This is a genomic window from Vibrio jasicida 090810c, from assembly GCF_002887615.1.
Classification (GTDB): domain Bacteria; phylum Pseudomonadota; class Gammaproteobacteria; order Enterobacterales; family Vibrionaceae; genus Vibrio; species Vibrio jasicida.
This window is the reverse complement of sequence record NZ_CP025793.1, coordinates 1,257,730-1,271,000: the sequence shown is the minus strand read 5'-3', so window position 1 is coordinate 1,271,000 and position 13,271 is coordinate 1,257,730. Positions and strand designations below refer to the sequence as shown.

General features: G+C 44.8%; 6 protein-coding genes and 3 tRNA genes. All 9 read right to left on the bottom strand.

Annotated elements, in window-relative coordinates:
- Positions 1 to 42: 42 nt before the first annotated feature.
- The 9 genes from amyS to C1S73_RS23135 all read right to left on the bottom strand — a co-directional run bounded on the left by amyS (position 43) and on the right by C1S73_RS23135 (position 13,037).
- On the bottom strand, positions 43 to 1,566 hold the full coding sequence (amyS, locus tag C1S73_RS23175) for an alpha-amylase (protein ID WP_038874043.1): 1,524 nt from the start codon (positions 1,564 to 1,566) through the stop codon (positions 43 to 45).
- A 319-nt stretch (positions 1,567 to 1,885) separates the two neighbouring features.
- Positions 1,886 to 1,959: transfer RNA gene (locus C1S73_RS23170), tRNA-Cys, on the bottom strand.
- A gap of 134 nt (positions 1,960 to 2,093) precedes the next feature.
- A tRNA-Leu gene (locus C1S73_RS23165) sits at positions 2,094 to 2,180 on the bottom strand.
- Between the two features lie 249 nt (positions 2,181 to 2,429).
- On the bottom strand, positions 2,430 to 4,136 hold the full coding sequence (gene dld / locus C1S73_RS23160; RefSeq protein ID WP_038867630.1) for a D-lactate dehydrogenase: 1,707 nt from the start codon (positions 4,134 to 4,136) through the stop codon (positions 2,430 to 2,432).
- A 446-nt stretch (positions 4,137 to 4,582) separates the two neighbouring features.
- Entirely contained in the window at positions 4,583 to 5,485 is a 903-nt protein-coding gene (locus C1S73_RS23155; RefSeq protein WP_038867633.1) for a LysR family transcriptional regulator, read from the bottom strand.
- A 166-nt stretch (positions 5,486 to 5,651) separates the two neighbouring features.
- A complete protein-coding gene (locus tag C1S73_RS23150) occupies positions 5,652 to 8,939 on the bottom strand; it encodes a glycoside hydrolase family 3 protein (RefSeq protein ID WP_050566683.1) in 3,288 nt (1,095 codons plus the stop codon).
- A gap of 654 nt (positions 8,940 to 9,593) precedes the next feature.
- Positions 9,594 to 9,667 (bottom strand) — tRNA-Cys (locus C1S73_RS23145).
- Between the two features lie 244 nt (positions 9,668 to 9,911).
- Positions 9,912 to 11,366 carry an ATPase RavA stimulator ViaA gene (gene viaA / locus C1S73_RS23140; protein WP_038867637.1) on the bottom strand — a complete coding sequence of 485 codons (1,455 nt, stop codon included), beginning with the start codon at positions 11,364 to 11,366 and terminating at the stop codon, positions 9,912 to 9,914.
- 9 nt (positions 11,367 to 11,375) lie between these two features.
- Positions 11,376 to 13,037: an ATPase RavA domain-containing protein gene (locus tag C1S73_RS23135; protein WP_038867639.1), complete on the bottom strand. Its 1,662-nt coding sequence runs from the start codon at positions 13,035 to 13,037 to the stop codon at positions 11,376 to 11,378.
- Positions 13,038 to 13,271: the final 234 nt, after the last annotated feature.

Sequence of the window (13,271 nt, the reverse complement as noted above, 5' to 3'; positions counted from 1 at the left end):
CTATTTTCGAAATCGGTCACACCTGCAATTCTATGAGCCTGATTATTTAACGCCGACCCAAACAGAAACCGAACCGCCGTTTACTGGGAACTCCGCCCATCCACTAGCGTTAGTCCAGACTTCTTCGGTGCGAATACCTAACTTATCGATGTAACGCGTACTCGGTGAACCTGTGTACATCCATTTTGTTCCGCCAGGACCATCACTCATGATAACCGCCATTGATTTCGGGTGTTCCGCATCCCCTTCTCGTGTCCAACCAATCACATCCCAATGATCAAGGTAGGAGTGCTGCTTGCCATAAGCATAATCTTTACGTGCTTTCACCAACTGCTCAATATACGGCACTTTCACCATGTTGATGTCGTGTCCTTTATCACTGTATTGTGCGCCGTAGTAATCCGCGTAGAACACTGACGGATAACCTTCTTCACGAAGCAAAATGAACGCGTACGCAAGAGGCTTGAACCACCAATTCACCGGAGACTCCAGCGCTTGCAGTGGTTGCGTATCATGGTTCTCGACCAATGTTACCGCTTTCACTGGGTTGTCCTTCATCAAGGTGCCATCCATGATTTGGCGCATATCGAAGTTGCCGCCCGAGCGTGAAGCGTTATAGAAGTTCATGTGTAGCGGTGCATCAAACAATGACATGCTGCCAGAAGTCTTAGTGATAAAGTTATGCAGATTGTTCACGTCGTAGTTCCAGTATTCACCAACAGTAAACAGCTCTTTGCCTGTCTTCCAACGTAAGTAATCGATCCACTCTTGTAGGTACTGATATTTGATGTGTTTAACCGCGTCCATTCGGAAGCCATCTACACCCGTCATGTTTAAGTACCACTCGCCCCAGTCTTTCAACTCTTGTTTGACTTCTGGGTGATCCATGTCTAGGTCTGCGTACATGAGGTAGTCGTAGTTGCCTTTTTCAGAACTGACTTCCCAATCCCATGCTTTGCCGTCACCTTTGAATTTGAAGATCGCTTTTTCTTTACCTGCGTCATCCCAGTCGACCCCGTCAAAGTGATACCACGTCCAATGAAAGTCTGAGTATTTATCGTTACGTCCTGGGAAGCTAAATTCGACCCAAGCTTCAATCCATTTGTCGCCGAGTTCAATGTTTCGGTTGTTCCAATCGACTCGCTTGGTGTCGACCCACGATTTACCATCCGCACCGCCACGGTGGTTAAACACCACATCACCATAAATTTGAATGTTGTTTGCGTGTGCCGCGTTAACAGCATCGAGGTATTGGTCTTTGGTGCCGTACTTGGTTCGTACCGATCCTTTTTGATCAAACTCGCCTAAGTCATACATATCGTAAACACCATAACCTACGTCATTGCTACCACCGGCACCTTTGTAGGCAGGCGGCAGCCATAACGCGGTAAAGCCGTTGTCAGATAATGCTGGTGCGTTGTTTTCAACTTGTGTCCAGAGTGTGCCGTCATTTGGCACATACCAATGGAAATACTGCATCATGGTTCCATTTTGTGCCGCCATAACCGGCGAACTGAGCAGCAAAGTTAAAGGTAAAAGTGTGGGTTTAAGGTTGAATGTTTTCATTATTTTTCTCTCACGTTTTAGAACGAAGTTCGAACTTAGAGAGCTAACATGACAGGTAGAAGAGATCCAACTAACCGTCTGTTGTACAACAAAAAGTTCGGACTACAATCATGGAGAAATTATCACCAATCACCCTCTACAATTATTGAGTTGCGTAACATTTATAAAATCAATGATTGATTGAACACAATTATTAAATCCCGATCAAATAACGAGGGAGGAGATAATTAATAAACAGGAGAAAGAGGTATTAAAGCACGTCAATTCCATTGCGCTAAAACGAAGAAAGCCCGTCATAATGACGAGCTTTCGAAAAGAATGGAGGCGCCTCCCGGAGTCGAACCGAGGTCCACGGATTTGCAATCCGCTGCATAGCCACTCTGCCAAGGCGCCTTACCGAATTGTTGTTCTCTGAGATTATTTAATCTCACTTTATGAGAGATGGTTCTCCGACCGGAATTGATGGTCCGACACTCGGTCGGTCAACTCGACGGTGGGATATAAAATCCACACACTCAATTTGCGGATGGTGCCCCGGGCCGGACTTGAACCGGCACAACGCGAACGTCGAGGGATTTTAAATCCCTTGTGTCTACCAATTCCACCACCAGGGCAACGCAATCAATGCGATGGCAACACCACCTGCTCTAACGACCTTAGCCGTGAGAACGAGGTGTACTTTAACGGATTATATTTCTAGGTCAACAATAAATTTATTCTTTTTGATTCAGATGGTTAAAAACACTACTGAATGTATGGGAGTTGAGCGATTCGATTAAAACACACACGCAATCTTAACGACCTCGCCCATAAAATAGAGCCGCTATATTAGCGACTCCCTATCAGCTCTCTCAATGAAAACGTTATGCACAACAGTTACAGTTGCGCTTGTAGCGGTCCATTTTACCTATGCCTGGGTTAAAGGTGTTGGTCGGATCAAGTTGATGGTAGAACGTTTGCAGCGAGTTTTCCGCTTCGTACAGATGCCCTACGTTGTGTTCAGCTGGGTATTTTGCACCACGACTGTTCAGGTGTTCCAACATTAGCTTCTTCATCAGCTTGGTGTCGGTGCCCTTTTTGAATACATAGTCTTGGTGGAAAACATAGCACATAAAGTGCCCATAATAGAGGGACTTAACTAGGTTCTTACTCACTTCCTCAGGTAATGTTTCTAACCACTCCTCATCGTTACGTCGTAACGCGATATCAAGAGCAACGATATCTTCCACTTCCTTGCGGTGAATGGTTTCGTAACGAATGGCTGCACCTGCCGCAGCAAAACGGTGTAGATATGCTTTCTTGCCCTCTTCTGGTGTACATTCGAAGAAGTCACTATCGTGCTCAGCACCCCAAACTTCTTTAAAATATTTTTGTGCTTCGGCAATACCGCCGTCACTCATTTTAAGCACAAGATGGTGCTCGTACTTATCACGGTATTCCAACATCCGCTTAGGAAGATGCTGCGGGAACAACTTGCTTGCGTAATAGAGAATAGTATCTGGCAGGTATTTACTGACTAACGGAACTCGCTCTAGGAAGTTTTCGACCTTAGCTTTAAGCGAGAACATCTTAGGTAGATTGTCTGTGCCCAATAGATCGATAGAAAGGAAAACGTCTTTACCGTACTTCTCTGCCATATTGAAGATGTCACGGTGAAGGTACTCACCCATTTCTGGTAAGTTTTCGAATTGAGTAAGGAAGTCTTTTCTCAGCTTGGTCAGTTTATCTGGATCGTTAGTACCTAAATAGAACACCTGCTCTTTCTCAGGAATAGGATAGCTATCGACTCGAACAGCGAACACGCCCAGTTTACCTGCACAACCACTCGCCTCGTACAGACGACGCTCATCCGCATTAAAGCGCGATGGGATATCAGAAGTCACATCACGAACACGTTCGTCATATTCTTTGTCCGACGCCATGCGTTCATCATGAATCACTTTATCTGGGTCGAAGTTACCATCCTGGATGTTCTGTAAGATCTCTTCAGGCGTCGAGCCTAATCCTTCAATACCAAGGTGGTTTACAAGATTGAGCTTACCGTCCTTGTCGACCTGAGCGAATATGGCAAGCTCTGTATAAGCAGGACCACGTTTAACCAAAGCGCCACCAGAGTTGTTTGCAATACCGCCCACAACGGTTGCGCCCAGAGAAGAAGAACCAATCACCGAATGCGGCGCGCGATTAACTGCTCGCAACTCTTTTTCTAGTGAATGTAAACTTGCCCCCGGAAGGCAAACCGCTTGCTTACCGCCGTCTAACAGATAGATTTGCTTCATCTTGGTAATATTGATCACCACCACATCGCGGTCGTAATCACTACCACTTGGCGCAGAGCCTTCGGTCAGACCCGTCTTGGCTGCTTGCATGATGATGATGCAATTATTGTTCACACATTGTTGGATGACCTTCCACTGTTCTAGCAGAGTCTTAGGAAAAACCACCGCCAACGCCGTGCCGCCTCCTGAGCGAAAACCGCTGCGGTAATACTTGGTTTTGATTTGATCGGTAAGGACATTTTCTTCCCCGACAATGGTGACAAACGCGTCGATGAGCTGCTTCTGTTTCATATCCGTATCTCTAGTTATTATGCCCAGCCAATATAAGTAGTCCGAATCTGAACGTCCATGCCACCAAAGTCCGATAACGACACCCAGACAAAATTAATTACTTTAATTACCCATATATTCAATCACTTAAGTTTCGAAGAACTATAAAATCAACAAAGAAACTTATCGTTTCCAAAAAGAAACAATAGCAAAGTGTATTGTTAACAAATGTGCACAACATCCAAGAAAAGCAAAGTCAAAAGAATCACAAGGCTTTATATACCTAACCTTGATAGAATATTGAGTTAAAACAAAACCACAACATGTGAACACCATGACGTTATCGCAGCGTTATATCACTGTGACATTGTTGATCGACAAAGAAAACAGATAGGTTGTGGAGTTTTAAATTTAGAGCGAATCCCTTCGAACAAAGGAGAATCACTCCTTTGAGAAAAGTTGAACCACTAGAATTGATGGCTACGACGTTGAAAACACTGATACAGATGCTCAATAAAGATCTTAATCTTTTCTGGTTGCTGACGTGTGTATGGGTACACGGCATAAATGCCCAAGCACTTAGCGGTTTCGTCTTTAAACAACTGAATCAGCTTACCTTGCTGCAAGTCTTCATAAACCAGTACCCGAGGTACATAAATGATACCTTGCCCTAGCAAAGCGACGTTACGTAGCGCAGATGAGTTATTGGTACATAGATTCCCATCTACCTTAACCTGATACACTTCATCATGACGCTTGAAAGCCCACTCACGTGCACCTGTCTCTTGATAGGCATAAACCAAACAGTTGTGCTTAGTGAGATCGTCCGGCATTTTTGGTTTGCCATGTTTGGCGACGTACTTAGGCGATGCACACACAATCCAGTTTGCATCAACAAGCTTACGTGCGATTAGGCTTGAGTCAGGCAAAACCCCAGTACGAATGGCAAGGTCAAAACCTTCGTTGACGATGTCGGCGAATCGATTGTCCAGTTCCATATCAATGTTGATATCTGGGTAAGCTTGGTTGAATTCAGAAATGACGGTAGGAAGGATAAGTTCACCAGAGATGGTCGGAACGGTAATCTTGATGTTGCCGGATAGGCTCTTGCCTAAACCAACAATCGACTCTTCTGCGGTTGCGACGGCTTGATAAACGCTGCGAGCATGTTCGAAGAAGGAATGCCCTGCTTCTGTCAGTTTAAGCGTGCGTGTGGTTCGATAAAGCAGTTGAACACCTATCTCCTGCTCTAATTTGGCAATGCGCTTACTGACGACCGACTTAGTGAGTTCCATTTGTCTTGCAGCGGCACTGAATGAACCTTGCTCAACCAAATGATAGAAAATAATGTAGTCGTCGGTATTTCTCATGTGTCTTCACTGCTTCCTTGTCGAGGAAGACATTCTAAAGAGATTTCACATAGATTGCCGCAAGAAAGTTCACACTTGGCTTTTAAAGGCTTCCTCAACGAGAAAGGCGAGCTATTGAGGCTCGCCTTGTTTCTACTAAATTGAGTAACTTTCCTAGATGGTCTGTTTACTTCGTGAAGTGAATATCACTGATTTCAAACTCTACGCCAGCTTGGGTATTTGCCCATGCGGGGAAGATAGTGAACGTCTTAACAGTTTGCGCCCAATACTTGTTATCGAACTTATCTCCAAATGTGGACATTGGAACCGTAACGGTAACATCAGAGTTTAGTGCAAGATTCGCAGCGGAAAGTTCCGGTACAAAAACATCTCCCGTATCGCCATCCGCATTAGCAAGTTTCAGCACTAAGCCTGTTTGATCATTATCAGGCTTTTGTGAGCCAAAGGTAGTGACATTCACTGTGAAGACTAGTGAACCCGCTTCCGCAAAGTTTTCCAAGTTTTGTGCATCAAAGTTGAAGTGCAATAATCCTTTGTAAGCCTCTGGACTAGCACTGTTATACGTGACTGTTGCCCCATCTGTTACCGGGGTTACTGTCATGTGTGTTTCCCCATCAGGAATTGGCCCCCAACCTTCAGTGGTATATTGGTCTGAAGCATTTGCCTGCGCATTGAAGTCAGCGAATAGGTTATAATTGTCACCCGTTAGTGGTGGCAACGCATCTTCTAGCATGTCTTCACAACTTACCGCATCAGAAGGTAATCCATCAGGGTTTGGAACGTAACGGATCTTACCCAAATCAAACTCCACCGCCTCCGTTGCGTACATCAAGAAAGACGTGTTCAACATTTGGAAACTCATGCCAGTATCTTTCAAGCATTGAAGCGGCACTTTGATCGTCGTCCAAGTGCTTTCTGACGGTTCTGGTAAGACTTTGTTAATGTTAACCTCACCGCGACAAGGATACTCACAGTGAGTCGATAGCACTAAGCTCTCTGGCGCTGCAGTTACCATGCGAATATCAAACTCCAAAGTCGAATCAGCATTCATGTAGCTGTTGTAATCAACACCCTTTTCATCTGGCGTTTGCATGTAAATTTGAGCGGCTGAATTGCCAACAAAATCACCAGTCTCTCCCGAGAACTTCACATTGATTGCTGACTGCTGCATGCCATCGTAGTTGATGCCTTTCGTTGTTACTGAGCCGATTGTGGTGGTGTCTTTGCTGATTTCCAGTCCAGACCAACCATTCGCACTGCCTGACATACGTGCAACAAACTCTCCTTTTGCATCTTTACCGAAGATCTCTAATGGGAACTCAGCGATGCCGTTATCTGGCTCGTCCATTCCACAGCCATAATCACGAGGATCAAGCGGGATATCGTTCAAGTCTTCATATAGAGCAGGAACTTCGGTCTGATTTGCATAGTTCAAACCATATCCATATGGGAACAACGGCTTGTGTTCGCCTTCGATATCTTGCTCAATCAACTCACCATTTATGCCATCAATTGGTGTCGTGTAGTTAGGGATATTGAGTGCCTTGCGGTTGATTGTGGTCGAACACTTCTTAGCGCCCCACGAATAAGAGAGCTTACCTTTGAAATCCGCACCATCTTTTGCGAACAATACATCAGTAATACCTAGACCTTCCGTACCCGGCAACCAAGCTGCAACGAACGCATCTGAGTTGTTGAGCTCTTCATTGACATAAAGTGGACGACCAGAGAAGAATACCGTGACCACTTTGTATCCCTGCTCTTTTAGCGCTTTGATCGTATCAAGATCTGCTTGATAAGAGGCTTTTAGCTTCGAAAATTCAAGCGTTTGTGCTTTACTGATGTCACCGAACATTTCTGCATAAGGATCTTCACCGATAACCACAAGCGCAGTAGCTTCTTCTGGTGTTGTTGCTGAAGCATCGGTAAAAACGTTTTCTTCACCAACTTCTTTCTGCATTGCCATAAGCACCGTTTGTGCATTCGGGAAGTCTTTCTCAATGGTATTGCCATCACCCTGCCAAGTAAGCGACCAACCACCTGTTTGTTTGGTGATGTCGTTGGCAGCCGAACCTGTTACCAAGAATTTCGAATCGGATTTCAAAGGTAGGATTTGGTCTTGGTTTTTAAGCAATACTAAGGATTCAGATACCGCTTGGCGTGCAATAGCAACGTGTTCTGGCGCGCTCAATACGGATTGTTCGCCTGCCAGTGAACGTTCTGAAGGCTGTGGTTTTTCCCAAAGGTTTGCACGCATTTTCACACGCAAAATACGCGTCACGGCGTCATCGATACGCGATATTGGAATGATGCCTTCGTTTACTTGGTCAATCACATTCTGATAGAACGCTTGCCAATCGTTGCGTGAAGTCACCATAAAGACATCATTACCAGCGATTACAGCTTGAGGACAATCAGCTGCGCTACAGCCGTTGATCTCGCCTTGTCCATTCCAATCGGTAACGACTAAGCCGTCAAAGCCCAATTTGCCCTTCAAGACATCACTAATCAGGTATTGTGAGCCGTGGATTTTCTGGTTTTGCATGTAATCGCCACCATCCTCAGCACCGTCGATACCAACCATAGGATCGTAGTTGGCATCATTCCACCAAGAGTTGAACGACGACATCACCACTTGTGCACCTGCATTCAAGCCACCGATGTAGCCCATTGCATGAATATTGCGTAGGTACTCTTCTGTGTAACGGTTCTCACCATGGTCAACACCACCCAACGTACCACCGTCACCGACCCAGTGCTTCACGTTAGAGATTACGTTAGTGTCCCCTTTTAAGCCTTCTTCACCACCTTGAATGCCTTCCACCATGCGCTTCGCGTATTCATACACGATTTCTGGATCTTCCGAGTAGCCTTCATATACACGTCCCCAACGATAATCGCGTGGTGTCGCAACGGTCGGTGCAAATGTCCAATCAAGACCTGTCGCAACAACCTCTCTTGCGGTCGCTTTTCCTATTTCTTCAATCAGATCAGGGTTGCGAGCTGCACCTAAGCCAATGTTATGAGGAAATACCGTCGCCATGAAAACGTTGTTGTGGCCATGTACTGCATCTGTCGCCCACATAAAGGGAATTCGGAATCCTCGGTCAGCATAAGCGTCTTCCAACGCTAACCAATATTTATCCGCTTCGTCCGCCCAATCTTGTGCGGTCGCGTATTTATCATTGTTTGGAAAACCGCCACCACCGTTTAGGATTGAGCCAAGCTTATAGGTTTTCGCCTCTTGTGGAGTGACCTCACGAAGGTCCGGTTGTACCATCTGACCGACTTTTTCTTCTAACGTCATTAATGCAAGGATACGTTGGATTTCTGCTTCCATCGCATCATCTTTTTTAATAGCACTGTCGACATCCTTCCATTCCGCAAAGTAAGGAATAGGACTGGTTGAAATGGTGTCACTGTCTGAATCATTGCAGCCTGAGATCATCGCCATTGAAACGAGAATACTGACGATTGTTTTCTTTGTTCGTAGCACGTTATTGCTCCTGAAATATTTTGTTATCCAACGGGACCACACGCCAGAGACGTGCTAGTCACCACTAATTTTTCACTACAGGGGTTTTATTTAGACTACTGAAATAAATGATAAATAATTCTGTGTTAGTCACAGAAATATGCTGATTGGATACACGCATTAGTTCATGAAACAAATAAAGATATCGTTAACAGTTTGATTATTCATTAAACGAGAAGGAGTAAGGCTTGTTGCACTTTTGTATGATATGCATGGTATTTCGCAGATTCATAGAAATGTGATTTGATTTCAAATCTTGAAAAAACGTATTAGTGATAGATGTTCCATATTCAACAATTTAAATTAGTGCCAAATTGCATAAGTTTGAAGCATATTCACACTATGTGGCGTTATTAATTCTTCTCGCATCTTAAGTTCACGAAGTAGCAAAGTAATAGCGCTACCACGAAACCGAGAGAACTCAGAAGTGAAGCTCTACTAAGTCGCAAAGCACGACACATGTGAAACAGTAAAGAAAAAACAAAGTAGTGAATGACGGCGGCAAAAGGAGTTGATGGAACAGGAATTTTAGATACAAAAAAAGACGCCCTAGGACATCTCTTTTTATGAATTTGGAGGCGCCTCCCGGAGTCGAACCGAGGTCCACGGATTTGCAATCCGCTGCATAGCCACTCTGCCAAGGCGCCAAATTGTTTACGCTAAAAGGCTCTGCCCCGTTGCGTTGGGTGCTACTTTACGGATTCAGGAAATATAGTCAAACAAAAATCTTTTATTTCCGCTTCGTTTGCTTTTTTTTAAACCAAACAGTCGATAATTCGATCTAATCGGTGCCTTATTACTAATGGCTTTATTGCATATCACCGAACAAAAAACGACAAAAGCGACCGCTTAAGCCGCTTTTGCTTGTCACTTTTATACTGTTCGATGGTGTTAGCCGTTTGCGACGCGTTTCAATAAGCGCCCCACTACATTTGGATGGTAAGACCAAGTGTGGTCAAACATTGACATTAACGCTGGGTTGCCATACTTCGATAAGCTAATGGCATGAAAGCGGTTCTTTTTCGCTTTTAACGCATCGACTTTTGCAAGCAACTCATCTTGCTGTTTTGGTGCAATGAAGTCTGAGATAACAACCATGTCGGCATTTTTGTATTTGTCGCTGTTCATTAGATCAATAGATTTAATTAACGTTGGCTCCAAATCCGTCCCACCATGGAAGCTGTAAGTTAAAAAGTCAGCGGCTTCACGTAAACCATCCTGACGCGTTAGCTCGTAAGTAATGTGTTCAGTGGAGAAGATGATCACATAACAATCTCGTTGTTCGGCCAGAGCGATTTGCATAAGTGCGTAAGCCATGGCTTTGGCACATTGCTCCGGGAATCCACTCATCGAGCCTGACGCGTCAACACAAACGATAAATGGGCCTTTTTCAACGTCCACCGCTTTATGATCTGGTTTATGCGCTTTCACTTTACGTAGTGTGCGAGACTTACCTTGCGTGCGGTAGTTCATCAAGCGTTTATCAACCAAATGCTTGTAGAACACGACTTCCAGCTCTGGATACGCCAAAAACATGGTTTCGTTAGGTAGCAGTTTGTTGAGATCGTCACTTTCATGAATACCGACGATATCGTCTGTCGCTTCGTCACTCTTTTCCTCAACCATTTGCAGCTCTTCTGCTGGTGCGCGGTTGAGGTCAGGATCATTCACTTGCCCCGCCATGCGACCAAGTTGCTCTGCGATCTCTTGCAAACCTTTGTGCTTTTTAAGGAACTCTGCGTGGCGCTTCATCACGGTTAAATCAGTTTTACTCAACTTAGCGGACGCCATATCCCACAAACGCCCAACGCTTTCTTCGTCACCAGACTCCGTCACTTTATCCATGTTACGCATAGTTTCCATACGTTGATAAAGATCGTTGAGGACTTTTTCTTTGTTCTCTTCAAGCTCAGAGACTTGCGCTTGTTTGATTGCTTCTGCAAGGCTTTGATACCACTGGTCACAGAAGTAATGAGGGAACATTGGGTTGTTCACCCCCTTGTTCTTCTCCATCATGCGACGCGCTTGCATGTAAAACGCCGAGTGCCATTCAAGCTTTTTGATCACGTCATCAATTCGTTCGAAAAACTCGTTTTCATCCCAATAAATCACTTCTTGATAGAGTGCGAGTTCCTGTTGAAAACGTTCTGTCTCACAGACTTTCGTCATGCGCTTTTTCACGTTGCCACGCCATTTAAGTAGATGGTTTTTCACCGAGGATTTCATACCTCGATTTTCTGCCATCATCATGACTTGTGAGCGCGCCATTAAATCGTTAACCGCACTATCAATGATGCCTGAATCTGCCACCATAAGTGCTAAGCTGAGTCCGTCTGCACCTAACATGTCGTCTCCTTAAGAGAAAAACTGATGTAAGTTTTTAAAGCGCTGAATGATCTTCTCGCTTTCACCTTGGATAGACTCAAGTCTCTGGCTCACCTGTTGCAGACTCGACTCCATTAGACGTGGTAACTCTGGATCCACGAAACTGTGAGGTAATGCGCCATGAAAGTTGGCTTTAACCTTACGCATATGATGTTCAGCTTCACTCAATTGGCTGACTGCTTTTTCGCTTTCTGCCAACCATTTTTGGTAAAGCTCAACGTCTAAACCTTGTTGGGTAACCAAGCTCACCAACACACCACGGTTTGCAATGTCACGGATCACTAGGTTATTGGCGGCATCGACATCAAACCGCAGACGACACATATTGGTGTTTTGGTTCACGTAGCCATACACATCGCCATGACCTTCTTTGATCACTCGGTCAAGCTCGTCTTTTGGTACGTATACCCAGCGGCTGTCACCCTTCTCTGATTCAGATACCGACATGTTGCTTTGCAGAATAACCAGCTTAACCAGATTCACCGCCGCGCCTACTTTGTAAGTTTTCGCTTTGGATGTATCGAAGCTCATGGTTTCTTTGCGAAGCAGGCCCGTTGACACTTCAGCGTTTAGCGTCATGCGATATTTGTCTTCAAGTTCATGCTGCACATCAACCAAAGATTCGCGACAGTATTCGATCTCTTGCTCTGCTTCTTGCTGATCAAAGGCATGTTTTAGTGCGAACTCTTGAATCACACTGCGAACGACATCGCGTGACTCAGGGCTATTCCATAAACAATCTTGCAGTAGCAGAAGATCAAGTGGGTTGATTTCATCACGACCATTGAAAAACGCGCTCGCTTTAAGCAATTTGACCGCTTTTTTCCAACGGCGGTCAGACACGTACATGTCTGTTAATGATGCGTCGCCAAACTCAGACTCTACTTTCGTTTCCAACATAGACTTAAGTTGGTATAGCTTTTCGAATGTATTGTCGGTGAGAGTCAGCTTATCGAGCTGTTGCTGCCAGCGGTGGTATTCTTCGTCTGTGATCGCCAAACCCTCTGGAACCTGCGCTTCTTGAGACGTACCCACTGTCAGCATGGATTTGAAGTTTTGTTTATCCTGAATGCGGTTTACAAACACGCGCACCAACATGCGGTCGTAAAGTGCGTCTAAACCACTATCTTCGTCTGGTAGTTCGTTTGATGCTGAAACCAAAAGGCGCATCGGTACACGTTCAATTTCACTGCCGTTTTTGAACGTCTTTTCGTTCACAACAGTCAAAAGCGTATTCAGAATCGCAGGACCCGCCTTCCAAATCTCATCAAGGAAAACCACTTGCGCCGTTGGTAAATACCCTTGAGTAAGACGGACATAACGACCGTTGTCTTTTAGCTCTTGAATGCTCAATGGACCAAACACTTCTTCAGGTGTTGAGAAGCGAGTCATTAAGTACTCAAAGTAACTACTGTTATCAAATGCTTGGATAAGACGTTTGGCGATTAAGCTTTTTGCAATACCCGGAGGACCAAGAAGGAAGACGCTCTCACCCGCTAGAGCGGCAAGAAGACAAAGTTTGATGGTGTGTTCGCGTTCGTAAACGCCGTCGGTCAGTGCTTTAGCCAGCTTGTTGATACGCTCTGAAAGAAGCGCCTTTTCTGCATTTGATGCGAAAGATGGTTGAATCATAAAAGCTCCGGCTGTTGAACTGAGGCTGTATATTTAATTTTATACATTTGTTATCACTTTGTTACAAGTGTATTTTTTAGTGAACCTCGGTTATACCAGATGCTCTTCGCGCGCGTGCGCGGGTAACCATAGTTTTCATTTATGAGACATAACTCACTGAATGTGCTGATTTCATAAGAGTATGAAACCATTTTCTACTTTTGTTTCACGCAGTTTGTGGTTAATGTGCAAAAC